The organism is Rickettsiella endosymbiont of Rhagonycha lignosa, assembly GCF_964031165.1.
In the GTDB taxonomy this organism is placed as follows: Bacteria; Pseudomonadota; Gammaproteobacteria; order Diplorickettsiales; family Diplorickettsiaceae; genus Aquirickettsiella.
Genome location: NZ_OZ035011.1, coordinates 935,222 through 961,240, shown reverse-complemented (window position 1 = coordinate 961,240; position 26,019 = coordinate 935,222). Strand labels below are relative to the sequence as shown.

Annotated in this window: 23 protein-coding genes, 1 tRNA gene and 1 pseudogene; 16 read left to right on the top strand and 9 right to left on the bottom strand. The window is 38.3% G+C overall.

Translation table 11 applies throughout. The features are described from left to right. Nucleotides 1–847 precede the first annotated feature (847 nt). From AAHI99_RS04315 to AAHI99_RS04295, 5 genes are all read left to right on the top strand, one after another. Entirely contained in the window at nucleotides 848–1,171 is a 324-nt protein-coding gene (locus tag AAHI99_RS04315) for a hypothetical protein (protein ID WP_342227072.1), read from the top strand. Nucleotides 1,172–1,324: 153 nt separating this feature from the next. Further along, the gene (locus tag AAHI99_RS04310; RefSeq protein ID WP_342227071.1) at nucleotides 1,325–1,666 is read left to right on the top strand and encodes a DUF807 family protein; all 342 of its coding nucleotides are present in this window, start codon (nucleotides 1,325–1,327) and stop codon (nucleotides 1,664–1,666) included. A 76-nt stretch (nucleotides 1,667–1,742) separates the two neighbouring features. After that, complete coding sequence (locus AAHI99_RS04305) at nucleotides 1,743–1,946, top strand: hypothetical protein (protein WP_342227070.1); 204 nt, start codon at nucleotides 1,743–1,745, stop codon at nucleotides 1,944–1,946. A 194-nt stretch (nucleotides 1,947–2,140) separates the two neighbouring features. Continuing rightward, nucleotides 2,141–2,686, top strand: a complete 546-nt coding sequence (locus tag AAHI99_RS04300) for a hypothetical protein (RefSeq protein ID WP_342227069.1) — start codon at nucleotides 2,141–2,143, stop codon at nucleotides 2,684–2,686. Between the two features lie 375 nt (nucleotides 2,687–3,061). Beyond that, nucleotides 3,062–5,935 carry a hypothetical protein gene (locus AAHI99_RS04295; protein ID WP_342227068.1) on the top strand — a complete coding sequence of 958 codons (2,874 nt, stop codon included), beginning with the start codon at nucleotides 3,062–3,064 and terminating at the stop codon, nucleotides 5,933–5,935. A gap of 38 nt (nucleotides 5,936–5,973) precedes the next feature. On the opposite strand, the gene AAHI99_RS04290 is transcribed toward AAHI99_RS04295, so the two are convergent. The 3 genes from AAHI99_RS04290 to AAHI99_RS04280 all read right to left on the bottom strand — a co-directional run bounded on the left by AAHI99_RS04290 (nucleotide 5,974) and on the right by AAHI99_RS04280 (nucleotide 10,559). Continuing rightward, on the bottom strand, nucleotides 5,974–6,876 hold the full coding sequence (locus tag AAHI99_RS04290) for a hypothetical protein (RefSeq protein WP_342227067.1): 903 nt from the start codon (nucleotides 6,874–6,876) through the stop codon (nucleotides 5,974–5,976). Nucleotides 6,877–6,936: 60 nt separating this feature from the next. Then, on the bottom strand, nucleotides 6,937–8,103 hold the full coding sequence (locus AAHI99_RS04285; RefSeq protein ID WP_342227066.1) for a hypothetical protein: 1,167 nt from the start codon (nucleotides 8,101–8,103) through the stop codon (nucleotides 6,937–6,939). 200 nt (nucleotides 8,104–8,303) lie between these two features. After that, nucleotides 8,304–10,559, bottom strand: coding sequence for a hypothetical protein (locus AAHI99_RS04280; RefSeq protein WP_342227065.1), 2,256 nt, complete (start codon nucleotides 10,557–10,559; stop codon nucleotides 8,304–8,306). A 293-nt stretch (nucleotides 10,560–10,852) separates the two neighbouring features. Here AAHI99_RS04280 and AAHI99_RS04275 point away from each other — a divergent pair, with 293 nt between their 5' ends. After that, on the top strand, nucleotides 10,853–11,026 hold the full coding sequence (locus AAHI99_RS04275; protein ID WP_342227064.1) for a hypothetical protein: 174 nt from the start codon (nucleotides 10,853–10,855) through the stop codon (nucleotides 11,024–11,026). A gap of 150 nt (nucleotides 11,027–11,176) precedes the next feature. Here AAHI99_RS04275 and AAHI99_RS04270 read toward each other — a convergent pair. Next, nucleotides 11,177–12,284: pseudogene (locus AAHI99_RS04270) on the bottom strand (IS3 family transposase). Between the two features lie 93 nt (nucleotides 12,285–12,377). Next, complete coding sequence (locus tag AAHI99_RS04265) at nucleotides 12,378–13,553, bottom strand: hypothetical protein (protein WP_342227063.1); 1,176 nt, start codon at nucleotides 13,551–13,553, stop codon at nucleotides 12,378–12,380. A gap of 432 nt (nucleotides 13,554–13,985) precedes the next feature. On the opposite strand from AAHI99_RS04265, the gene AAHI99_RS04260 reads away from it, so the two are divergent. Continuing rightward, nucleotides 13,986–17,324, top strand: coding sequence for a histidine kinase (locus tag AAHI99_RS04260; RefSeq protein ID WP_342227062.1), 3,339 nt, complete (start codon nucleotides 13,986–13,988; stop codon nucleotides 17,322–17,324). 787 nt (nucleotides 17,325–18,111) lie between these two features. Here AAHI99_RS04260 and AAHI99_RS04255 read toward each other — a convergent pair. Both AAHI99_RS04255 and AAHI99_RS04250 read right to left on the bottom strand, forming a co-directional pair. Continuing rightward, nucleotides 18,112–18,447, bottom strand: coding sequence for a type II toxin-antitoxin system PemK/MazF family toxin (locus AAHI99_RS04255; RefSeq protein ID WP_342227061.1), 336 nt, complete (start codon nucleotides 18,445–18,447; stop codon nucleotides 18,112–18,114). Further along, on the bottom strand, nucleotides 18,435–18,656 hold the full coding sequence (locus AAHI99_RS04250) for an antitoxin MazE family protein (RefSeq protein ID WP_342227060.1): 222 nt from the start codon (nucleotides 18,654–18,656) through the stop codon (nucleotides 18,435–18,437). Before AAHI99_RS04250 ends, AAHI99_RS04255 begins: the two co-directional genes overlap by 13 nt. 401 nt (nucleotides 18,657–19,057) lie before the next feature. Between AAHI99_RS04250 and AAHI99_RS04245 the strand changes: the two genes are divergently transcribed. The 5 genes from AAHI99_RS04245 (at nucleotide 19,058) to cgtA (ending at nucleotide 21,469) form a co-directional block, all read left to right on the top strand. Next, a complete protein-coding gene (locus AAHI99_RS04245; protein WP_342227059.1) occupies nucleotides 19,058–19,570 on the top strand; it encodes a MepB family protein in 513 nt (170 codons plus the stop codon). 97 nt (nucleotides 19,571–19,667) lie between these two features. Further along, nucleotides 19,668–19,743: transfer RNA gene (locus tag AAHI99_RS04240), tRNA-Asn, on the top strand. A 57-nt stretch (nucleotides 19,744–19,800) separates the two neighbouring features. Continuing rightward, nucleotides 19,801–20,106: a 50S ribosomal protein L21 gene (gene rplU, locus AAHI99_RS04235; RefSeq protein WP_342227058.1), complete on the top strand. Its 306-nt coding sequence runs from the start codon at nucleotides 19,801–19,803 to the stop codon at nucleotides 20,104–20,106. A 12-nt stretch (nucleotides 20,107–20,118) separates the two neighbouring features. Then, nucleotides 20,119–20,400, top strand: a complete 282-nt coding sequence (gene rpmA / locus AAHI99_RS04230; RefSeq protein WP_342227057.1) for a 50S ribosomal protein L27 — start codon at nucleotides 20,119–20,121, stop codon at nucleotides 20,398–20,400. A 55-nt stretch (nucleotides 20,401–20,455) separates the two neighbouring features. Next, nucleotides 20,456–21,469, top strand: coding sequence for an Obg family GTPase CgtA (cgtA, locus tag AAHI99_RS04225; RefSeq protein ID WP_342227056.1), 1,014 nt, complete (start codon nucleotides 20,456–20,458; stop codon nucleotides 21,467–21,469). On the opposite strand, the gene AAHI99_RS04220 is transcribed toward cgtA, so the two are convergent. Next, entirely contained in the window at nucleotides 21,466–21,777 is a 312-nt protein-coding gene (locus AAHI99_RS04220; protein ID WP_342227055.1) for an HU family DNA-binding protein, read from the bottom strand. The genes cgtA and AAHI99_RS04220 overlap by 4 nt on opposite strands. A gap of 35 nt (nucleotides 21,778–21,812) precedes the next feature. Between AAHI99_RS04220 and AAHI99_RS04215 the strand changes: the two genes are divergently transcribed. Together AAHI99_RS04215 and hda are read left to right on the top strand one after the other, a co-directional pair. Then, entirely contained in the window at nucleotides 21,813–22,418 is a 606-nt protein-coding gene (locus AAHI99_RS04215; protein ID WP_342227054.1) for a CDP-alcohol phosphatidyltransferase family protein, read from the top strand. A 148-nt stretch (nucleotides 22,419–22,566) separates the two neighbouring features. Then, nucleotides 22,567–23,262 (top strand): DnaA regulatory inactivator Hda, encoded by a 696-nt coding sequence (hda, locus tag AAHI99_RS04210; RefSeq protein ID WP_342227053.1) that lies wholly within the window; start codon nucleotides 22,567–22,569, stop codon nucleotides 23,260–23,262. Nucleotides 23,263–23,284: 22 nt separating this feature from the next. Here hda and wrbA read toward each other — a convergent pair whose 3' ends face one another. After that, entirely contained in the window at nucleotides 23,285–23,875 is a 591-nt protein-coding gene (gene wrbA / locus AAHI99_RS04205) for an NAD(P)H:quinone oxidoreductase (protein WP_342227052.1), read from the bottom strand. A gap of 324 nt (nucleotides 23,876–24,199) precedes the next feature. Between wrbA and rpsB the strand changes: the two genes are divergently transcribed. Continuing rightward, nucleotides 24,200–24,988 carry a 30S ribosomal protein S2 gene (gene rpsB / locus AAHI99_RS04200; RefSeq protein WP_342227051.1) on the top strand — a complete coding sequence of 263 codons (789 nt, stop codon included), beginning with the start codon at nucleotides 24,200–24,202 and terminating at the stop codon, nucleotides 24,986–24,988. A 4-nt stretch (nucleotides 24,989–24,992) separates the two neighbouring features. Then, nucleotides 24,993–25,892, top strand: a complete 900-nt coding sequence (gene tsf / locus AAHI99_RS04195) for a translation elongation factor Ts (protein WP_342227050.1) — start codon at nucleotides 24,993–24,995, stop codon at nucleotides 25,890–25,892. Nucleotides 25,893–26,019 lie beyond the last annotated feature (127 nt).

Here is a 26,019-nt window from a genome sequence, read left to right as displayed (position 1 = left end):
GAAAAATTTTGGCCATCGTGTCCCAAAAATTTGTTCGCATCACGCGACTTATATTAGACCCCGATTCGTCCGGCGTCCGCCACGCAATGGCCCATTCTGGGCTGCATGCAGTGGCTACCACCATGACTTGACGGCGTGATGCGTTTCCTGCTTCGCCCGTCAACGCACGCCTATCGCGGGCTCTTCGACCGCACTTCGTGCTCTCCATGTCTCATCGAAGGTTATCGTAAGATTGAAATAAAATTCTATTATCTATTTTATCCTAAATTATTCGCTGCATGTAGAAACAATTAAAAACATTTAAGAAAAGAAAACTGCAGTTTGTGAAAAAATTTATGGAAAATAAATTCTCGCTACGATTATAGCGACTTACTTATTATTCTGAAAAAAGTTAGTATGGAGCAAGGTACTTTGCTGGTTATATCCACTCGCTTTAATAATGAGTTTTTTATTTCACTAGTCACATAGCATTCAATTTGCGTTAATTAATATCTTTTTAAAATATTGTTTATGCTTTGCCATTAAAAGCTCAACTTCAATGCGTTGCTATGACGCCTTTATGTAAGAGCAGTTGATTTCAGGTATATATCTTAACAGCTACTTGATTATGTAATTTTTTTGACTAATAAAAAGCTCTATAATAACGGGATATTAAGAAAATCTATACTCTGTAGAAATGAATTATCTCGTTAAAAATAATAACATTTAACGAGATAATTCATCCTACCGACTCTTTTAAAATTAAGGAAAATAAATTATGGCATTATTTACTTCAGTTGGCTTTACTATACCTGGCCCTTCTCCCGTAGGAACGGTCTTCACACCTCAGAGCTATTCAGACTGGAATATGCGTCAAGTTCTCGCGACTATAACTACTACAGTCGGCCAACTCAATCTTACTTTTTTGACGAATCTGCGCCTCGATGAAAGTAAAGCCGGTCGAGTCACTTCGGTTACGCCACAAACAATTATGTCAGGCGGTGCCATGTTTTCTCTTGAATTTGGTCCACCCACTCAAACATATCAGGCGACTAATCAACAGGGTTATAACTGGTTGATTACGGCTATATTGTTCTTAAAAAATTCAGCCGGTGCAACCGTAGACTTTCCAGCTGGTGGTATTAGTGATCTTTCCATTGATATCGAGTGGGACTGTAAAGGTAGCGAATAATAAAGAGAGAATAAAAAGCATCCCGTTTCCTAGCGATAGTCTGGAAATAAGATCATCAAGTTAAGCTGGTATAAGCTTTAAAATACTTGCATAGGTCTGACAGAAGATTGCTAGCGAAACCTGGGAACAACTATTCTTAAGGATTATAAAAAGATGTTAAACGTTTATTTTGCATTTGCAGGCCCTACTGGGAATGTGCTTAATTATTTTGGTAATTCCGAAGCAGCCATTGGTGGCTTAACTGTGACTCGAACGGCAGCAGGGCAGTACACTTGTGTTTTCCTCACTAAACATAAGATTGAGCCTGATCAACAGCCTATTATTCAAGTATCCTCAAGTGGTCCTTCAGGAGCCGCTGGGATCGACAATGTTATCAGTAGTAACGTTGTTTTTGTGCCTACCATGAGTGAGTTTACTACGCAAGTTACCTTGAATATAGAGACCTATGGTGGTGCGCTTGATCCGGATATTATGATGGTATCCTACGCGGTGTAATTGTTTTCGAAGCATGCTATTTTTTAAAAAAGAAACAGCGTGCTCTATTACTTTTTTTAGAACGAAGGAGAATACTGTGAAGACTAATACGAGAGAAACTTACGATCCTTTTGATTATCAACGCCGAGGAGGAAAACCCCACAATCCTCCGACTAATACAAATGGGAGTTATGATCCTTTCCCACAAAATAAACCTACCCTACCTAAGAACAACACAAATGGAAGTTACGATCCTTTTGATTATCAACACCCAGGAGGAAAACCAGAGCACCGTAATTAATAGTTTATAAGACCGAGATGAATAATTTTTTTAGCTTCAAAAACAGTATGTACTGGGAATTTTTGTATCAATAGACAGAAAAAATATTAACTAATGCTGAGGAACTTATACAAACTTTCATGAAGATAATTCGATATATAGATGTATAAATGTGTTTTGTTGTTAAAGTTCTGAAATCTAACTAAGGAAATATAATGAGAACTAACACGGGAGATACTTACGATCCTTTTAACTATCAAAAAGGAAATAAAACTAATACAGGGAGCTCTTCTTCTAGTAGTAGTTCAGGGAGTTCTTCAGGAGGCTATTCTGGTGGTGGGACTTATACCAATAGTAGTTCAGGGTCTTCAGGAGCCTATTATGGTGGTGAGACTGGGCTTAATACCAACAGTGGTAGAGGTGCTCGGAGAGATGAAGCTGCTCAGACTGCTAGGCTACTCATAACACTAGATAAAGGAGTATCCGCCTATAAAAATCACGAATCCCGCCCTGAACATACATTTGGTGGTACCGATTCTGTTAGTATCGATTTTAAAATAAAAGATGACTATTTAAAGGTTTCAAAAGGTACTAACATAACTGCATACAATCAGAATAATTTTGCAATACAGTTGCTATTTGTAGAACCAGGAAAAAATGGACGCGCGAATATTCATACCTATATTTCGATTTCAGTGGGTGGGGAGAGAAAAGGAATTTGGTTTCCGGAAGCCGCACAGTTGAGAGTTATTAAAGAATAATCAATCAGTCTTGAGTAAATACCCAGACGCCTTACAAAATAGGGTCAAGTTGATCAAGCGAGTCGCTATGCTCACGAAAAATTTTGGCCATCGTGTCCCAAAAATTTGTTCGCATCACGCGACTTATATTAGACCCCGATTCGTCCGGCGTCCGCCACGCAATGGCCCATTCTGGGCTGCATGCAGTGGCTACCACCATGACTTGACGGCGTGATGCGTTTCCTGCTTCGCCCGTCAACGCACGCCTATCGCGGGCTCTTCGACCGCACTTCGTGCTCTCCATGTCTCATCGTAGGAATATTTATAATTACTTTTTTGAAAAAATCCAGGTACAAAAAATATGTTTATCTGAAATATTATAAACAAGGATAAATCATGACAGGGACCAGCTATATCAGCACTAATAAAACCAATCCAGAATCTTCTTCTAACACTAAGACTACAATTAGTTTTTTCGTTTACGCTGACCCAGGAACAAGCTTATATATAAATGGTAAATTCGATTATAAATTTGAACCTAGTGCTGTGTCCTATAGAGTCGATCTGCAAAAGAATGACTATCTGAGTGTTACAACGAAATCAAATAAAATTGAAGTAGAAAATTTCAATGATTTTGCTATAGATCTGGAAATGACTAAAGATGAAACTACCTATGGTTCGCACATCAAGGCCAAAAGTAAAAAATCTATCTCAATAATGTCGGAAAAGATTTTTGTATCAAAAACAGAAAATACTGAAGAAAATAAAGAAACCTCTTCTAACACTCATACTAAAATTAGTTTTTTCGTTTACGCTGACTCAGGAACGAGCTTATATATCAATGGTAAGTTTGATTATAGATTTGAACCTAGTACTGTGTCCTATAGAGTCGATCTGCAAAAGAATGATTACCTAAGTATTAAAACGACCTCAAAAAAAATTGAAGTAGAAAATTTCAATGATTTCGCCATCGATCTCGAAAATCGTGTGGGTGCTACATTTTCTAGTCAGATCGAGGCTGGAAAGAAAAAAGCTATAGTGGTGATTAAATCAGACAAATTTTATGTGTCAAAAGCTGAAATTAGCTTTTTAGTTTATGCTGCCTCAGGAACAAGTTTATATAAAAATGACGTATCTTATTTTGAGTTTAAAGCCACTAATACCTCCAGGGATGTGTCCTATAGAGTTGCTCTCAAAAGGAATGACTATCTGAGCGTTACAACGAACACAATGAAAACTAATGCGGAGAACACTAATAAAATTAATATAGCTGTGGAGAACACTAATGATTTCACCCTAGTTCTCCACACAAAAGAGACTGTATCTGTTGAGTATATTATCGAAGCTGGAGAGAAAAAAACTATACCAGCAATGAAACCAGAGAAGTTTTATGTATCAAAGAAGCCTGGATTGTTCATGAAACTGGAAAAAGGTATATCCGTATATCTAAATAACGCACCCAAGGCAGTGTATACATTTCAGGGCGATGAGTTTATTTGTGTTACATGTAAGCTAAAGGATGATTTTTTAACAGTTTCGAAGGATACTTCCATGACTGTAGAGAATCAGAATATATTTGATGTACAGTTGCAATTAAAAACTTCCAAAGTAGACGAGAATATTTCTAAATTTTCGATTGCTTCTATGCATAAAATAGAAAAACCTTGGCTAAAAACACAACAATTGGTTTACGATAAAAAAGTGCGGCGTATATCTACCAGTATTCATATTGATAAAACAGTAGAGAGAATAACAGCTTCTAAGAAGAGTTCGAAGATTAAGTTTAAAGTGTATGTGCTAAGTTCCGGGTTACCCGAGCATATGACATTAGGAACGGATGCCACATTACAGTTGACTCATAAATCTTCCAAAGGGGTAACCACGACTAAAATTAAGGAGGCTGATAAGCCAATAGACTTTGAAGGCACAGAGGATAGTATTTTTGCGTTTATCTGGTCTTTTAAACTGTCTCCTCCTGAAGAAGGAGAAACGGATATTAGTGACGCTATTTCTCCTCACATTTGGATACCATTATTGTTAGTCGTTGAATCTAGCAATACACAGGGATCCACTAATGAGAAAGTAGCTATGATTGATGCTAATACGGGTTCCTTCATGCAATACTTTTTCTCAAAAGATGAGCTGTTGAAGGCTCAGGAAACTAATTTAGAGGTACCCAAAGGTACCAATGATAATATAAAGGACTTTATAAAAGAAAAAGACCTTCAAGGTAAATTTCTAATAATTGATATACCTATTTTCATTCCGAAACCTGAATCCTATCCCTTTCGTTTGACAAAAATTTTATATCAAAAAATAAGTGTACTTAATTTAGTAAAGTGGCAATCTAACTATAAATTTTATATAGAATGCTACGAGGTTAGTCTATTCCAAACTTCCAGATTGGAATTTAAAAAGATAATAGAATATGCAGGAGAGAGGAGAAAGGAGGCTAAGACTAATGATTCTTCGGTTAATCGCATTTCTAAAATAGCACTTCCTTATCCTCCTTATTGTTATGGGGATTCAAATCTTTGGGATGATATGTATGATTCCAATGATCTTTTGCATGCTAATGCCGTAGACGATGAGAGAGCTTTTCGTAATTTTTATTCTATTATGCTGGACTCCATGCCCAGCGGCGGAAAAGTGACAATGTTACAGAGTGTCAAGGTTTTTCCTAAAAAACCTGTTGAAGGAGTAGATAAATATGTAGAAGTAGCGCTTGGTGATATCCTTGTAGACTATAAGATCACATCGGCACTGCTTAGTGATGGTGAGATAAGTGATTTATTTGTTAAGTACGATGTATTTGCTTTATGCCTATGGGATATTAAGAAATCCTTTGTGACACGCTCTCTTCCTATTAACACAGGTAGTGGCGCTGGGCAGGATAAAACCAGTCAACTTGCTAGATTATATATAAAAGTAAATCAAGGAGAGGTATCCGTATATAAAAATCGCAAATTTGAATATGACTTGCGGAAGGATGATGCGGCTACTCCCACTTTGAAAATAAATGAGGACTATTTAATGGCTGTGCAGGATACTCGCATTGATGTAGTGAATCAGAATGCTTTTGAAATAACATTGCAATTTACATTGTACGGAAGATCTGTCTATAACCCTAGGATCTTACCGCAAAGTGAGATGAAAGGAATTTTGTTTCAAAAAAATGAAAATATGATGGTAGTTAAGACTAGAACAAACACAAATACCAGCACCAGCAACACAAACGTGGGCTACGATATTTTTGGTTTTCACCGCTAGCGAGTTTAGAGGCTCGATTTAGTAAAAGCCAGTGCAGTTTAGGCGCCTTTTCGATAGCGTACGGGCATCATTTCTTTTCCTTCATCATATTGTCGACTGTCTTGTTCTATAACCTTTAAATTTTTCTTATCATATCTAGCCTTAATTCGACAAGTCCCTTTTTTCTGATAGGCTAGGCCGGTATGTTTTGAGTGAGTTACGTAGCTAGTATTCACACAATGAATAATATCTGCTGGTTTGGAAGCGTTAGTTTTAGGGTTATAAGAAACACTAAAAGTATTATGTATCTCCGATACAAAGGCGGTTATATCCCTAGCATCTGGTTGATAGGGAACACACGTTACTTCATAGTAAAATTCTAACTTTTGTTTTGCCGCTATAAACTTTCCGCTGATAGTATCTCCCGCATTTTCAAAAGCTTCATGCATTTTATTTGAAAAGGGACCTAGGCAAGACATGATGCTTAAGGCAATAAATTCTCCATTATCACGGAATTTACCGGTAGGCTGGGATGGTGCTTGAACAGGCGTGGCTCTTTCGATAGCTTCTAAAGCATAGGGAGTGTTAGCGGCACTACGACCTCGATTTAGAATTTCTTGGTATGTAGCGAGATCGGTTTGGAAATATTCAGCAAGCTTGTTTTTTGCCGCTTCATAGTTAGATGCATGGTATTCAGTTGAATCATTAAATTTATCACGTTTTTTTCTTGCTTCTTCAGGGCTGAATAAGCGGTATTTCTGATCATTTGTTGCTAGCATAAATTGAATCGCTTTTTCTTCTTCGAGCGCAATCCAGACATACATTTTTTTGATCATTTTTTCATACGGTTTTTGATCGGAATCTTTTTTAAGGGCAGTCAGTTTGTTGTTAGCTTTTGCAAGTCTACTATTATAATTTTCAGAATTAACAGTGCCGCCAAAATAATCAGGCGAGTCCGCCATAAATTCAGCAGGCAATTGAGCTAATTTTTCTTCACGGACTTTCGTTGTTTGTTCGAGGGTTCATTGTTGTTTCCAGGAACTTGCTTGGTGCAGTATTTCATCATATTTTTTTTTATTTTCTATTTTAAGCGCGGTTAGTTTTTTTTCAGCATTTTCACGTCTTGCATAAAAAGGCTTTTCCTTCTCCCGACCATAATACTCAGATGATTCTGTCATAAATTCAATAGCATTTTCTAATTTTGCTTTTTCTTCAGCTAATTTTTCTTTCATCCACGACTTTTTTTCGTCTAGTTTTCTTGCTTCTGAGTATTTTTTTATATCTGCTTCGGTTGCAATTTTCTCATTTTCTAATTTTTTATTAAGTGCTGAAATTTTATTGTCTATAAAATTACGAGTTCTTTCTATTAATTTTTTATATTCTGCAAGATTTTCTTTTTTAAGTTGTTCAAGTTTTATTTGAACATTTTTAATATGACTCATTTTTGTTGTTAATTCGTGATATTTTTTGGGGTTATTGCTTGAGAGTCGTATCCATTGTATTTGAATGTTTTTCTTCAGTGCTATTTCCTTTTTCTTATTAGCGTCCATCCCATTTTGTATAGATTCTTCATGACCATAGTAAGAATCGATACCATGATAGTAATCTAAATCACTACGGTAAGCGTTGTTTATATACTGATAGTAAGGGTCATTTGGTGATGATTTTATAAATTCACAAACCCATTCACTAAATAAATAAAATCCTTGATCTATTATACTGTCATACCATAAGGGATTTTCGCGTTTATTTATGAGTGATTCATTTATTCTTTCTAGCTCGGTAAGCTCAGGAGCATATTCATTAGCTTCTTGTTTAATGGCTCGATTTTCGACGACCCACTTTTCAAGCATTATTAGCCAATCATCCGTTTGATTTACTATTTTTTGATACTGTAATTTATTATTTTTTTCAAGTTGTCCTATCTCTATATTGGCATTTTTTAAACGATCTTCATAAGATAATTTATGATGCGTGCCATCTGCTAAATTAGCTATAAACTTTGTAGCCTTTTCTTGTTCATGATTAGCAAGCTTTTCTTTTATAGAGTTATCATTATTCGGCAGCGCACTAATTTTTTCCCAACCGATACCGTTGATTTTTAGATCGTTGTTTTCTATGACAAAGCGACTATTGGCATAGGTATTACTTGCATAATAATTAGTTTTAAACGGGTTGTTTTCTTGCATAAAATACTCCAATTAGGAATTAGGGTAGGTATGATCCTTCTTAACATACATTTGTTGAAATATTTTTTATGGCGCAGAAGCTGTAGTAATACCCATTAATTTTTTTAGTAAATTTTACAAGAGTATAAAATCTTGAAAGCGACTACTTACAAAATTTCCTCGCAGTGGAGAAAAAAATGAAACAGCTTATCAATCACGATTTAAACACCTGCATTTATTTTAGTTGGGAGCTCGCTGAACCATCTCCAAGGTTCTTCCCACAAGGTCGCTGTTTTTGCAGGCCGATACATACAAACAATAAATCCATTCTGACTGATATTGAGTTCAAACAGAAAAGTACAAAAGTCCTTTTTCATCAGGTCGGTAACGTTAGATCTATAATAATCTGAGCTCTTTACTGTGCTTAAAAATTCAGTTAATAGTTTTTCAACAACTAAATACTTTCCCAATGCTCCGAATTTTTTAGTTAATGCCATGGCTGTAATAAGGACCTTATCAATTCCTCGTTCGTTAGAAAATAAAATAGCAAACGCCCATGCCGATACCTTACTTTTGTCGTTGAAGGGGAAAAAGGTTGAATACAACATCTTAGTCAGAACATCGCAATCGCCAACTTCACCTTTTCTTTTCCTTTCTTTCTGCAATTCAGCTTGTATATCAAAAATAGAAGTATTGAGTAGATCTACCTGCATGGATGTACTCATTCTAATATAGGGAATAACTTTAAATGGAATCCTAAAGTCAGTTGTTTCATGTATTTGTATTGTTTGTATTAATCTATTTAGTACTTGGCATTTTTTCTTTGTATTAGTTAACAATTTGATCGATATATAACTAATTCCACCGGGTTTGATGACCGTATTACTTTCATCATTTACTTTAAAAAGGATGTTCTGATTGGCAGGATCCGATGCCACGATCAAAGTTAACTCAACTTCTTGGTTGTCTTTGGAATCTTCATTGTCGATAGAAACAAGAAACTCTGATTTGTTTTTTAAATTTAATTTAAATGGTATTTCTGCATGTGAATCTGATTCAGCTTCTTTAAAATGAAAAGTAACCGTGCTCTTAGGTGGAAGTCTTGTGGTGAGGCAGGAAAGATAAATAACAATTTCATTCGGTTGACTTGCTGGGAGCCGATTAGTCAGTGCTTGTTGTCCTTTCAGCATATAAAGTTTACAGGCATCCTTTCCAAAAAAAATAAAGGATTGCGAAAAACTTGAAATGATATAAGTTTTATTATCTTTTTCTGCTATTACGATTATGAAAAAATCATTGGTATTTCTTAGGATTAATCTTCTTTTTTTACGTCGTATTTCTGCACTTGCAATCGTGTATTGGGTTGCAACTTTAAGATCGGGGTCTACAGCAAAATCTTCGTCGGGACCAATATCTATCGTGTCATTATCTTTGAGGTGAATTTGAACCCCTGAGAGACCTTTTTTTGTAAAAGAAAAATAAGAATTTCCGTTTTTAAGCAATTTGACTCCTTGCTCGCCATACACATCAAGTGTAAATCTTGCTTTTTCAGTGGTATTTTCAAATTCAGGTAGCTGTTGTTTTTTTGTTACAAAAACCTTAGACACTTTAGTTGATAAAGCAAGCTGGGTTGTTTTTTCAGAATCAAGATAAAGAACACTAAAGTTAGAATCAGTTTTTATTGTTATTTTTATAGGAAAAGCATTTAGGTTTTTTATTTTTACATTGCCTCCAGATTCAATACGAAAATAATTATCATCCGATATTGACTCAATTTTTACAGTACCATCAGTTTCAAAAGTATTCTTATTTTCATTAGAAGAAAATTTTGCACTATCGGCGTTTTTAAATTTAATGTTAGCAATTTGGTAAAGAAGCTTGCCATCAACCTCACTCTTTAAAACCGCTACCTTCAAGTTGGTTCCTGTATCTGCTGAAATTCTAAAAAGAATCTTTGGTATTATTGGTAGGTACCCTACTTGACCATATGGCAGCCCTATTGCTTTTATTTCTACTTCATGTTTCGATGGTTTTATGTCTGTTTTTTGTGTGGATAGATTTTCCGGTGCTGATTTTTTTTCTGTTTCATTTGTTTTAATTTCTGCTTTTAACACAGAAATCTTATCCGATTGTCTCAGTGTTATATCTTTTTTGCTATTAGCCTCTAGGTGATTTTTCTCATCCACTTGTCTTACAAATGAAGAAGTACCTATTCCATAAGTGACTGATTCTTCTTTCTCAGTTTTCTTAATCACATCGATACTGAAATTATTGTCGTTCTGCACGGTTATATTAATATTATCTGTATTAGTATTCGACCGAACACTTATGTAGTCATCTGCTTTGAGACAAATATGAAGGTAGCTTGTGGAAGAAAAATCATAATAGGACTTTGAATTTTTATATAAGGTAAGCTCTTTTGCTTTTTTTACAGGCATGTAAACTGTAAAACCAATTTCATTTTTTGCATCAGACATTAGACTATCTCTTGAATATAGTAGACATACTTTTTAGTTAAAACTAAATAAGCTCATTTATTGAATCACAAAACTATTATAAAGCTTTTTATTAAGCTTAAAAATTACATCATAATCCATTAAATGAGGTGAGAATTATTAGCCTTAATAAAAAATACCTTCTGTTGTGTTTCGTACATAATAGTTTTTAAAAGTAGGCTTATATGCAAATGTCACTTGCGTAGAGAATTGTGTAACCTAAACATGATTAAACTTCAATCTGCGACTAAGCCACTTTCCAAGGAAAAAATATCATGAAGAATTATCTACAATCTCTAGAAAAGCAAGCAGATGCTCTTCTCAAAGAGCGGCCTGTTGAGATCGATAAACTGGCTAAAAAACTAGAAAAAATTTTCGAGACTTGTGAAAGAGAAGGAACAGATTTCAGCTTTGAGGAATTTCTACGTTTGTGTACTGAAGACATATAATACTTATTTTTTCATATGGCCCACAAAGAAATTCGTAATAAATAACAAAGAATAGTCATTAACACACTGTATAGTGGACCCCATTGTCTAGACCAAAAACATCAAGAAAAGAGAGGGATAATTTCCATTTATTTGCTCAAATTTCAATGCCTAATTATAACCGTGATATACGGACCACGGGGTTTTATATTTGAGCGATTGATGTAAGCGCTCGCGATTATAAAACTCAAAGTACTCGCACAATCCTTGTCGTGCTTCCTGCACAGTTTCCCACTGACTTGGATAAACCGCCTCATATTTTACAGAGCGCCATAATCGCTCAACGAAAATATTATCCAACGCTCGACCTTTGCCATCCATGCTAATTTTTATATCACTATCCAGTAATAATTTTGTAAATCCATGGCTTGTAAACTGCACTCCCTGATCGGTGTTAAATATTTCGCATTTTCCCCTCTTTAGCGTTCTTGACAGCGTCTCAATACAAAAATCAGCCTCTAACGTTGTACTCAGCTGCCAGTCCAACACATACCGGCTAAACCAGTCAATAATCGCCATCAAATACACAAATCCCTGTTTTAGACGTATAAACGTCAAGTCTGTGCTCCATACCTGGTTACAATGATTAATGGTAACTCCACGCAGCAAATACGGATACTTTTTAAAATCAGCGGCTGCTCGACTTAAATGGGGCTTTGGGTAAAGCGCCTCTAGACCCATCAATCGATATCAAACCTGAATACGTTTACGATTGACTATATGCCCCAACTCTTGCAAGTAAGCCCTCATTCGTCGTGAACCATAAAAAGGGTGCCTGGTGTATTCCTCATCGATTAAATGCATTAATAACAGTGTTTCTATGTCTACCTCTATTGGTTTGTAATAGAGGCTTGAACGATTTTTACCGAGTAATTGGCATTGATGCCGTAGGCTTAATTTTCCGTCAAAATCAATCAGGTTACGCCAATCACCGGAATAATTCTGATTTTTTTTTCAACCAGTCAAGTTCTACTTTTAACTGGCCTATCTGTTTATACAGCTCTTCTACTAATTGGTTTTGGTCCTGAGACTGTTTCTTAGATTGATCGGAAAAACTGCAAATGATGCCTTCCAACGCTTGTTTTTTCCAGTTGTACAGTTGCGTACTATGCACTCCGTACTTAGCCGTAATTTGGCTTTGCGTAAGTTCACCCTTCAATATTTCCAATACTATTTTAGTTTTTTCTTGTGCGCTATAACGCTTTTGGATACCACTCATTTTTCCCCCTAATGTGAAGGAAATTATACCTCTCTTTTAGTGGTCCAGTTTTTGGGGTCCACTATACTTGCTCGTTAGTGATACTCCAGACCGTCAAGAGCTGGGGGAGGTCTGACACTTTTGAGGAACTAAGAAAACGACTGCTGGGTAAAGTTCTAATCCAAAACGAACTGACGCTTGTAATGCGCCGCTAACGACCTGTCCTGCGAAGGTTCCTATTGCTCCGCCAATTAACGCCGGCACTACTCTGGGTTCGGGCGCATTACTCGGCACCACTTTATGCAGCAGTGGGGACTTGCGTTCATAATCGGTATAAGGGTATAAAAAATTCATGGTATTGGAATCTCGATGCTTCGCTTTATGGGCCCGATCATATAGTTCGATTATTTGATCGGATTGTAGCGCTCCACGCGCTCCGCCATATACGTCATCGGCCATTAACTTGATTACTTTCTTGCTTTCTAGGTTTAACGATTTAGTGGCTGCTTCGTCAGGAATATTTTTTGTGGGTGCATCTTCAACGTCTATCCCATTTAATTTAGGTGCTTGTTCTGACAGACGGACAGTTTTCTTGGGTGTATCTGGCCATTGTTGATAAAGAAGCCAGTGTCCTGCTCTTTTTAGTTGGAAGCCAACCTGACCCAGAAAACCAATCACACTATCTGGCTTCGGCCCAAGTTCTTCTGGATCAGCCACTATTTTTTCTCCGGGCTTTAGATCTTTTTCTGGCTTTTCAGGCCCATACACTGTAATTTCCGGATTGAAGATTTCTAGAATGTATTGATGATGCAGTTCCCAATCTTCTGGTGCTTGCCATGTTTCGCCTTGCGCAAATGAATAAGCTACTTTCGGTTTTTTTTCCAATTTTTCTTCTTCTGCTTCTTTCACCTTTACTTTCGTTTCCTCTGCCATTATGGATAACGTGCTCTTAGCACATAGTCGAAGGAAATCTTCTAAATAGACTTGGACGGAGTGCTGATCTCCTTTACGGTTTGGATTATTTTTATCATCCTTATTAACCAACGTTTCAATTTTTTTAGATAGTGATTCGGAGTCCTTTTCTAATTTTTCGACTTCTTTCGGCCATTTTTCGTAAAGATTATCGGCCTGATCTTTTATATATCCTTCTAAATCGGGATAGATACTAACGGAATCAGTTTTATCGGTTTCCTCTTTTCCTTCTGATTCAGCGGTGGTATTTTTTGCTTCCTGCTTCGCTTTTTTAATCAGATCAGCTATATTTAGAGAGAGTATGGAACCGTTGCTCATTAGATAAATTTCCTATTAATTAAAAGCGGGTAATCCGAGATAGAAATTAATAATCTGTCTCATATTACTATCTAATGTTATACAACTCTCCAGTAAAATAACATTTGAATATATAGCACATTCTAGTTTTCCTATCTTCTTGCTTGCAATAACTCCATAACTTAATTTTCTAACTGTAAAAGTTAAAACTTGTATAAATTACTTTCCCCAAGCACAAATTACTTTTAAAAGCTATCAAATTATATTCAAGGAATTACAGTTTGTTCTGGCCTCTGCGTAACATGAGAGATTAATTTGACAACACTTATTTAGATACTATTATCTTTAAAAGTTTTTTATTCTTATTAGTATTAAATCTTTAAATAATAGACGCAGGAAGATTGCTTAATTCTATAGCAACTATTTGTATCTTTATACAACGAAGGAAAATAGATGAAAGGGATAGTCAACTCTTTATTAGTTATTCTTACTACTAGCTTCTGTTTTATAAGCACAACAGCAAAAGCATCTCCTTCGTTACCTGCGCGTTTTTCGGCAGAGGGTTATGCTAGTACTGACTATCTCGTGGGTCAGGCGGATTTAATGTTACCGTTAAAAGGAGACGCTTGGCATAACTTTTATATTGATCCAGCATTAGCTTATGGAAGTGATTCACAAGGATATGCAGATTTGGGCCTAGGGTATCGATGGCTTAGAAATAGTTCGGCAATATTAGGGGGCTATCTTTTTGGGGGTTACAGTCGAATTGCTAATAATGCACGTATCTGGGTTGTTAATCCTGGGATAGAAGCCTTAGGCTCTCGTTGGGATGCGCATCTTAATGGGTATTTCGTGATGGGTGATCGCAATAAAAATGTTTCAAATTTTCTAACATTTGATGAGTTTAGTGGGCATTCTGAATTTTTTAACCTATTTGATGTAACCCAACACGCAGGTGATGGTGTCGATGTGAAATTGGGCTATCAACTTTTTCCTAGAACTCCTTTGAAAGCTTATGTAGGCAGCTATTTCTTTAGTCCATCAACAACAAATAATGTTTTAGGCGGTGCTGTTGGTTTAGAATATTGGATGGATCAAAACATCAAAGTTTTTGCTAGTTATACGTACGATAACTTACGGCGCAGTGTGGGTGCTTTAGGCTTAGGCGTCGAGTTCGGTGGTATGCATGTACATCGTAGTGATCCCAATGTCGAAGAACGAATCACTGATCCAGTCGAACGCTATTTAGCTGAACTAGGACGTGGTTCGGCAATACCTAGTCAAAATAAGACACAATTAATCGGCCAGATAGTTCCTGTTAGTTTGAGTGATATTGCTTTTTTTAGTCAAACAGGAACACCTAATAATGGTGGGATGGGGTTGACAATGGCTAATTGTACTTTTGCTAATCCTTGTGGTCCAACGGATCTCACCAATCAAGGTACAGCCAGCTTAGAAACCTTACTTCCAAACACGATGATCTTCTTTGAGGGAGGGACTTATTCGGCTTTAGATGTGGTTGGAGGAACCAGCCCGGTCACGATCAGAACAGGACAAAGCATTAACTCTTATCCGGCAACCCCGCCTTCTACCTTTGCAGGGGGATTTATTCTGGAAGGTAACAATAGCTTAAATAATATTATTCTTGCACCGACGACAAGTACGGCAACCGGAGCAGGCGTCACTGCTTCAGGAAGTAATGTTTTGATTAATGGCAGCCAGATTGGAAGTATAGCGACTCCTTTCGCTGTCGGCTTAGATTTATCAGGTAATACACAAGCTAATTTAAACAATAGTATGGTTTTCGCTTCTTCTCATGGGGTGGATGCCTCAAATTCTGCTAGCTTGACTACGAATGCAAGCATGATCAATGTTAATGGCGGGGCTAACTCAATAGGTATTAATTCAACGAGTAGTGGCTCTCTCAATCTAACGAATGGAAGCTCAGTTAACGTAACGGGAGGAGATAGTACATTTGGGGTGAATTCTAATGGAGGAGGAGATTTCGTACTCAGTGATGCAAGCTCGATAAATGTGACTGGAGACAATAACTCATTTGGCTTACTAACCGGAGGAGCAGGCACGGTTACTTTCAGTGGAGCAAGCTCAATTAATCTGAATACGAGTGGTAGCAACTCGGTGGGTTATTTTGATCAAGGTAGTGGTGCTGTCAATTTTAATGGAGGTAGTTCAATTAATATTAATACAAGTGCTCCTGGATCAGCGGGTTATATTCATCAAGGTACTGCACCTGTTAACTTCAGTGGAGGCAGTTCAATTAATGTGGATGCAACCGGTCAAGATATGGCTGCAGGATTTGGGGATGCAGCGGGTGCAAGTGGCGATATTACCTTCGATGGTAGTTTTGTTAATGTAACAGGTGCAAATGATGTAATAGGACTCACGAGTGAAGGAACCGGCAATCTAAATATTATTAATGGTAGTGTTTTTAACGTGACAGGTGATGATGATTCTTTTGGATTAGAAATTATAGGCAATCGGAATGTCAATTTCCTTGGTAGCAGGCTTACCTTTACCGGAGGAAATAATTCTTTTGGATTTTCATCCCAAGGGAATGGAAACATTACAATAGATACCAGTACGTTTAACTTAACTGGAGGCACTGATTTCCTTGGCTGTGATACCTCAGGAAATGGCACTTTCATGGTCAATGGAAGTACATTTAATGTGACCGGTGGAAGTAATTCATTTGTTTGCCAAATCGCAGGTAGTGGTCCCGTTAACTTTATAAGTGGTAATGTATTGACGATGAATGCAGCGGGTCAGGCTTCTGTCGGAGGAATTCATACGCTTTCAGCCAGTTCTAGTCCCTTAATATTCGATGGAAGTCAAATTAATGTAACAGGTGGAGCCAACCCTAGAGGGGTATTCGGCCAGGGAACTGGGGATGTCACAGTCAGCGGTGGAAGTGCAATTAATGTGACTGGTGGAGACACTTCAATTGGTTATTTGGATGCTGCAGGTAGCGGTTTTGTAGACTTTAACGGCGCTAATTCAATTACTGTGAATGCAACCGGACAAAACTTGGCGATAGGATTTGCAAGCACCGTAGGGAGTGGTAGTAATATCACTCTTGATGGAACTAACATCACTGTTTTTGGCGGTGATAATTCTCGGGGAGCTAGCTTTGCAGGAAGTGGACTCATTAATTTAATTGGCGATTCAATTACACTGAATGCAGCTGGCCAAACTGGAGCTCAAGGGCTTTTAGCTACTACGAATAGTACAGGTAATATGACTATCAACGGAACTCAAATTATGGTAAATGGTGGTGGCAATGCTCAAGGATTTAACGTCTCAGGAAGCGGAACCATTGGCTTAATAGGTAGTACAATTACGGTTAATGCAGCAGGTCAAACTGTAGTCTATGGGCTTTTGACAGCTACAGGCAGTACCAGCAATGTCACCGTGGATGGAACGCAAATTAACGTTACCGCTGGAGGCAATTCTAATGGGATTAACGCTTCTGGAGGAGGTAACGTTTTAATTAACACAAGTTTAGTTAATATAAATGGCACTGGATCGCTCATTGGAATAAATGCATCTAATGCTCTGGTTACCGGTAGCGATGTAAACCTGATTGTAGCTACTGATAATGCAGACCAAGCTATCGGATTAGCTACTAGCGGCACTGCCACAATTACTTTAAATGGAGTAGATATAGATGTTTCCGGTAGTCCTTCTTCCTTGATAAGCTCTGCAGTAGGTGGGCCTATAACACTGACTGGTACTAATGTCTGCATGTTAAATGGTAGCCCAGTTGCTTGTTAATAAACCAAGACTGGATGAAATAGAATAATATCGGCTCTCCAAAAGAGGCCACTATTTATTGTGAATAATAAAATTTTTCAAATTTCTTTTTACAGTTCTTCTCTTCACTAGAAGTAAAAATTTTCAATTTACCTAACGAAACGGACAGGTTTAGAATTTTTTTGTTTCTAGCGACGAGACAGGGAGAGAACGAAGTCGGAGCGAGGAGCCTGCGATAAGTGCGCGTTGACGGGCGAAGCAGGAAACGCATCGTGCTAAAGTCATTGTGGGAGACGCGGGCATTAATCCCGTTAGGGATGAGTGCGTGTCGGACGCAGGACGGTCGCGGGGCCCAACGATAGTCGCGTGATGCTAACCAATTTCGGGGACACGATGGCCGAAATTTTTCGTGAGATTCACTCGTCTCAGTAAAGAACTTATTATGTAATTTCTGAATTGATTAAAAGGCTTTATAATAATTTTTGTATAAAAAAATCCAGACACAAAAAAATATATTTGTGTGAAGCAGGCAGGGTACAAACAGTCAATTTGCTAAATTACGCATAAAAGTGAATTCAGGGAAAGTATACTTCTATAAAAATCGTAACCTTGAATACACCTTGCCTGGTGGCGATAATTCTATTGATCTCAATTTAGAAATAAATAGGACTATTTAATAGCTTCGGAGGAGGCTACCATTGATTTATATAATACGAATAGGCAACATCTAACTAGACAGCCCAATTTTCCATCTATAAGATAAGAAACTCTAGCGAATTCTTTTGGTAATTAGGCATTAGGCTTCAATTTATTTTGCAATACCTAAGAATACAGCTAATGCTCTTTCCACCGTCAGTAGAGTCTGTGCATCGAGATGACCCATTATTTTTCCAATTTTTTCACGAGGTGTGGTGTAAGCTTTATCTATCATAATATTTGAAGCTATCTTTAATCCATTACTGCGTGTAGGTTCTACTAGAATTCTAAAAAGAGGTGCATCGAGTAAATGGCTGGTCATGGGAAGAATAGTGACAGAATGGGTGCTTAGGAAAAAATCTGATTGGATGATTAACCCGGGACGTGGTTTTCCATAATCCCCAGCAAGTGCAATGCTGACTATATTACCCCTTTTTATTCTTCCCATTCCCATCCCCTTAGGTCAGCAGTATGCAGGATAAAATCAGTCGTTTCTTGTTCCTGTTCAAACTGCTTTACTAGCAAAGATTGCCTTTTGCATTCAGCCGCAAATCCTTTTCTATGCGTATCTGGAACCCAAATTTGTATTGGCTTTAAACCCTTTTTACGTAAGTTGGCTCGATGCTTTTGTACACGCAAATTTGCTATGGCCCTCATGAGTATTCCTCGCTTGAATAGAGTCATAGTATAGATTATTGTTACATGTAACGCAAAAGAAGATTCTAGTTTTTATAGTGTTATTAGTGTCTTTCCTAGGTTGCCGTATGCTATGCGCTTGCAATGAAGATAGGTCGGTCATGACACTATAAAAAGTCTTGACGCGCAAAATTCGCGTCAAGATTTTTTCCAACAGTGTTTTTAGTCGCTAAGCTATTGTTTTAATAGAGATTTAATCTTAGCAAAGACCACTGAGTGCTTGATTAACAGTCAGCCACTTGCGGTCTTTCGGTTTATATATTATTTGTGTAGTTATTATATAAGTTTGCTATGCTAGGTGGCATGCATCCATAAAATTTGAACAAAATGCTAACTCCCAAGCTGCAAAGACAGAGGATTTCTTGAAGAAGACTTTACATCCTGACCTTTTAACCACTAAAGATTTGATTTATAAAGCGCTTAATTTTTACTGTTCTACACCCAAGGTGGAAGTTGCTAATGCCGAATATGGCGCTTATCAGTTTACTTTGCAGGAGCGGCGGGTAAAGTTTCGCGTTGCCAAAATCACGCCGACTAAAATAGGTCAATTTGTTACGCTATATAAAAGGGTAGGGAAACATCCTATTCAACCCTATGATGCATTAGATCCTTTTGATATTTTAGTTATTAGCACACGTCGCGGTGAGTTTTTTGGTCAATTTGTTATGCCAAAACCAGTGTTAGTTCAGCAAGGTATTCTTTCCATAGCCGGTCAAGGAGGCAAACGCGCGTTGCGGGTGTATCCCCCGTGGGATCAGACCTCTAGCCGACAAGCACACAATACGCAATGTTGGCAGCTAGGCTATTTTTTAGAGATACTGCACAATAAACCAATCGATCGGGTGCGGGCGCACAGGTTATATCAACAAAAATAAAGTGTAACTAAAATGCTAAAATGGCATAAATAAATTTATTTCAGCTCTTGACCCGTGCTACCTCTGCTATTACTATAAGCGGCCTTAACGGCTTAATTCCCCGATAGCTCAGCTGGTAGAGCAAATGACTGTTAATCATTGGGTCACAGGTTCGAGTCCTGTTCGGGGAGCCAGCATCATAAAAGAATTTTGTAACTAGATCCTACAGGTAAGTTTCATTGGAGAGTATAATGTACGCAGTTATTTCCACTGGTGGAAAACAATATAAAGTCGCTAAAGACGAAGTGATTAAGCTAGAAAAGCTAACGGCAGAGGTTAACTCTATTGTTGAATTTCCAGTATTACTGTTGGCTAGCGAAACCGATATTAAAGTGGGAGCACCTCTTTTAACGGATTCAAAAGTTAAAGCGCGTGTAGTAGAGCACGGTCGTGGTGATAAAATTACCATTATTAAGTTTCGACGTCGTAAACATCATAGAAAACAGATGGGTCATCGGCAGCATTATACAGCGGTTCAAATTACCGAGATTTTATAGGGGTATTTCACCATGGCACACAAGAAAGCGGGTGGTAGTACCCGCAATGGTCGCGATTCACACTCAAAACGTTTAGGTGTAAAACACTTCGGTGGTGAAGCGGTTAAAGCAGGCAATATTATTATCCGTCAACGCGGTACACATTATCATCCAGGTAATAATGTCGGTATTGGCAAGGACCACACCTTATATGCTTTAGTGCAGGGCGTGGTTAAGTTTGCTCGTAAAGGAGCTAAACTCAGATGTTATGTGAATGTGGTCCCTGCATTAACCGAATCAGCTGAACACGCTTAAAATAAAATCGTTTTTTAATAGTTTTTAATGGTTACCCCGCTCAGCGGGGTTTTTTATGAAATTTTTAGATGAAGTTGAGATACTAGTAGAAGCAGGAAAGGGCGGAGCAGGCTGCGTTAGTTTTCGTCGCGAAAAATTTATCCCCTTAGGCGGCCCGGATGGGGGCGATGGGGGCGATGGGGGCAGCGTCTATTTACAAGCCAATACCAATCTAAATACACTGATTGATTTTCATTATAACCGTCTTTATAAAGCGGCACGTGGCGAAAATGGCAAAGGCAGTGATTGCGCAGGCAAAAAGGGTGCTGATCTTATTTTAGATGTGCCTATCGGCACCGAAATCTTTGATGCGGATACGCAAGAGTTGATAGGCGATCTAACCAGCAAAGAGCAAATGCAGTGTGTCGCAAAAGGCGGTTGGCATGGTTTAGGTAATGCGCGATTTAAAAGCAGTACCAATCGTAGTCCGCGTCAATTTACACCGGGTCATCCCGGCGAAACGCGTCGCTTAAAACTTTCTTTAAAATTATTGGCTGACGTAGGATTGGTAGGGTTACCCAACGCCGGCAAATCCAGTCTGATACGTTCAGTATCGGCAGCGACGCCTAAAGTAGCGGATTATCCATTTACTACCTTGCAGCCACATTTAGGTGTGGTGCGATTGGAAGCAGGACGTAGCTTTGTGATGGCGGATGTTCCCGGGTTGATTACGGGTGCTGCTGAAGGTTTAGGTTTAGGCATAAATTTTCTTAAGCATCTGGATCGTACGCGTTTATTACTACATATATTGGATATCCGACCCGTAGATGGCAGCGATCCATTAAAAAATATGACCTTGATTGAAAATGAACTGATAAAATACAGTCCTGAATTAGCCGCAAAACCCAGGTGGTTAGTATTAAATAAAATAGATTTACTCTCTAGTGAGGAGTTACAGGAGTTTGTTCAATCGATAAAGACCCAAGTTCCTGCACAGGTGCCGATATTTGAAATTTCGGCTTTACAGCGTGTCGGGACACAAGCATTATGTTATGCTCTTGGAGATTTTTTGGGACAAATCGAGCATTAATCAGATGAATTTATTTCAGTCTGCAGAGTAGGCTTGTTAACACAATATTTGAGTGTTTTACCCATTTTAAAATGGATACGATACTTTTCAGGAGCTAAAAAGTGTTCACCGGTTTTTGGGTTAAAAGCAGAACGTGCTGCATTATAATGAGGTGAAAAACTTCCAAAACCACGTATTTCTATGCGGCGACCCTGATATAATGTTTGTTCCAACAGTTGGATTAAGTGCTCCACACTTTTCTTAACAGTAGCTGCTTGAAGTTGAGGGAACTTTAGTATGAGTTGGTTAATGAGTTCTGGTTTCAGCATGGATCACCTATGATTAGTTTGATTAAGCCAAAAAAATGATGCAATTACAACTACGTCATCTACCTAATTTGATTACCTGCATTCGTTTTATCCTAATAGGCCCTATTTTATGGGCCTTATTGACAAAGTGCTATCCCCTAGCTTTTTATTTGTTTGTGATAGCGGGTTTGAGTGATGGCTTAGACGGTTTGTTAGCGCGTTTTTTTGATTGGACGACTCCGTTGGGTGCTTTATTGGATCCTTTGGCCGATAAACTGTTACTCATGGGTAGTTTTGTTGTACTGGCTTATCTGCAACAAATTCCCTGTTGGTTAACCATTATGGTGATAGGTCGCGATATCTGGATTATGGGGGGTGCTTTACTTTATCGTTATTGGGTTGGCCCTTTAGATTACAAACCGGTTTGGATTAGTAAGTTAAATACTTTTTTTCAATTGGTATTAGTGAGTTTACTCATTATTAAATTAGCTTTTTTTGATATCCCTGCCGAATTGATTCCACGTATTATAGAAGCGGTCTTTGTTACCACTTTATTAAGTTTTATCCAATATACGTGGATGTGGTTTTGGCAAGCGACTTATTATTTAAAGTTAGCGGGTAAAAAATTAACGGCTAAGAATCAAAAGCAAGGTTGGTCTTAAATAAGTTGAGTGGTGCTCTGTCCAAATCGAGTTATAGGCTTGAGTTCGCGGCGAACAATAGTCGAGGACCGGAGTTTACACGAGTAAATGAGGACCGTAGACTCGTGTTTAACAATGAAATCGAGTCTAGAATTCGATTTGGAGTATAATGTTGACACAATTAATTTTACCGATTCAACCCCCTGATGCATGCTGTTTTGAAAATTTTTATATCGGTCAAAATGCTATTTTATTAAATAGCTTACGACATTTTTCTCGAAAAATAGGTGAGTCCTATATTTATATTTGGGGCAACCCCGGTGCCGGCTGTACGCATTTATTGCAAGCTTGCTGTCATGAGGCGCAACAGCAAGGTTTTTCTGTCGCGTATTTACCTTTAAATATATTAAAAAAAAATAATAGCAGCGAGATATTGCGCGGTTTAGAATCAGTGGATATGGTTTGTATCGATGAACTTGAAAGTGTTGTTGAAGATAGTATTTGGCAAGAGTCATTATTTCATTTCTATAATCGTTTACAAGAACAGGCGCGCTATTTACTTATTGCAGCCAAAAATGTTCCTAATCAATTAAATTTATTCTTACCTGATTTAGCTTCACGTCTCTCTAGTGGTGTTTTATTTCAAGTGCGCGAATTAAATGACGCTGAAAGACTCATTGCATTACAACAGCGCGCTGATTCAAGAGGTTTGGAACTTTCCGAGGAAGTCGGACAATTTTTATTACTTCGTCTTCCGCGCGATTCGCAAGCGCTTTTTTCTGCGTTGACTCAACTTGATAAAGCAAGTTTACGTTTACAACGTAAACTCACGATTCCATTAGTTAAAACGATTTTAAATCTTTAAAACTTAGTTGAGCGTTCCAAGCTTAATGTAATTTCAAAGCAATGCGCGCTAGACGTTTACCCAAGGCGAGACAAAGACGTTTTTCTTCGTCGCTTAGCGGATTTTTGCTTTCCTTCCCTGCCATATGCGTGGGCCCATAAGGCGTACCGCCCGTTTGCGTGGTACTTAAATCGGATTCTGTATAGGGGACGCCAACGACAATCATGCCGAGATGAATCATGGGTAGCATCATACTCAGTAGCGTGGTTTCTTGGCCGCCATGTAGACTAGAGGTCGAAGAAAAAAAGCCAACCGGCTTATCAACGAGCTCGCCTGAAAACCATAGACCACTTAGGCTATCGATAAAATGCTTTAAAGGCGCCGCCATGTTGCCAAAACGTGTCGGGCTACCTAAGGCGATACCAATAGCGTCGCGAACATCTTCGTGTGTGGCGTAAGGAGGGCCAGCGGATGGGACTTTCTCTTCCACGGCTTCAGATACCGTTGAAATATTGGGGACGGTACGAATTCTTACTTCCACATCGGCGATAGACTCTATGCCTCTTGCGACTTGTTGGGCCATTTTGGCTACCGCACCATAACGGCTGTAATAAAGTATTAATACATAGGGCATGGATTTCCTCCTTCTGATGAAACTCTTCGCACTTGAATTTTTGTCGGTGTTGGCGCTCAATTCGCGATCTTCATGTATCTTGAGTATATTCCGGTTGTTTCACTCTCGCGCCGCCTTGTCAAAAATCCCATTGCTATGAGTATAAAGACCCAGTACGTCGGGCTTGATGTTGATGCAACGAGCCATTCTATGGTATAAAACACCGCGCTGAAAAGCGTTATTTCACACACCTATTTATTTAAGCGTTATTTGAGGGTGGCTATATTTTAAAGATAGTCTTCAAATAATACTAGGTGGAGGTTTAACCCAATTGGAGATTATATAGTGTCAGCAACAGCAACATTAAGACAGTTATTTGAAGCAGGTGTGCATTTTGGTCATCGTACGTGTTTTCGCGAGCCAAAAATGGCGCCTTATATCTACGGTGTGCGTAATGGAATTAGCATCATCGATCTAGAAAAAACCCGAGAATATATTACCGAAGCGCTCAATTATATTGCGAAAATAGCAGCTCGGCCGGGTAGTAAAATCTTATTTGTCGGAACAAAGCGTGCCGCACAGGATTTAGTTAAAGAACAAGCATTACGCTGCGGTATGCCTTATGTTAACCATCGTTGGTTAGGTGGGTTATTAACGAATTATCGTACCATCCGTCAGTCCATTAAACGACTTAAAGAATTAGAAGCGCAAAGCCAAGATGGTAGCTTTAACCAATTGACTAAAAAGGAAGCGCTGAATTTACAGCGACAAATGGATAAATTGGAACGAGGTTTAGGCGGTATTAAAGATATGAGTGGTTTGCCGGACGCCTTATTTGTGATTGATAGAGGCTATGAGCATATTGCTATTTGTGAAGCACAAAAGCTAAAGATACCGGTTATCAGTATTATTGATACCAATCATTCACCCGAAGGTATTGATTATATCATTCCAGGTAATGATGATGCAGCACGTGCGATTACACTGTATACGCAGATGGTTGCGGATACTATTTTAGAAGCACGCGCGGCTGCAAAAAAACCAAGCGACTTAACACGCACTGAAGCAGAAAAAGCTGAAGCTCAAGAACCTGCAGTGGAATCGACTCACTCTACGCAAGGGAAAGAGGAATAAGCACATGACGCCAACAATAATAACGGCCGCTATGGTTCAGGCTTTACGTACTCGAACCGGCGCTGGCATGATGGATTGTAAAAAAGCTTTAGAGTCCGTAGGGGGCGATCTGGATGCAGCGGCTGAAGCAATGCGTAAATCAGGTCAAATTCAAGCTGAAAAGAAATCAGGACGTATTGCCGCTGAAGGTTTAATAATTATTAAATCTAAAGCGGTGACAGGCCCTGCAATTATTTTAGAAGTGAATTGCGAGACGGATTTTGTTGCTCGCGATGAAAATTTCAAGCAATTTGCCGATAAAACTGCACAATGCGCACTGGATCATCAGATAACTAATCTTGAGTCACTGTTAGCCTTTACGTTTGCGGATACCAGCGAAACAGTAGAAAAAACCCGTGAAGCACTCGTTGCTAAGCTAGGTGAAAATATTCAAATAAGACGGTTACAGCTCGTTGGTGAACAAACCGATACCCTTCTTGGATCTTATGTGCATATGGGCCGTATCGGCGCTATCGTGCAATTAAAAAATGGCGATGAACAACTCGCTAAAGATTTAGCCTTACACATTATTGCTAATAATCCAGTTGTTATTTCGGCTGATGATATTGCAGAACAAATTCTGGCCAAAGAACGAGAAATTATTATGGCGCAATCGCAAGGCACGGGTAAGCCACAAGCCGTTATCGATAAGATGGTAGAAGGACGACTGAATAAATTCCGTGATGAAATGAGTTTATTAGGTCAAGCATTTGTAAAAGATCCGAACGTGCGTGTCGGGCAGTTATTAAAAAGCGCAGGAGCAGAGATCATAAGTTTTGTACGATTTGCCGTCGGTGAAGGGATAGAAAAACCCACTGAAGATTTCGCTGAAGCAGTGATGGCACAAGTTAAAGGCTCTTCTTAAACTCCTAATTGACAAACACTGACTTCTAAAGTCAGTGTTTGGTATCCGCTTTAAATTAATTATTCATTCTTTTTTTATTATTCTGTAATTAAAATCGCTTGATAGTTACTAAAAAAAAATGCTTTAA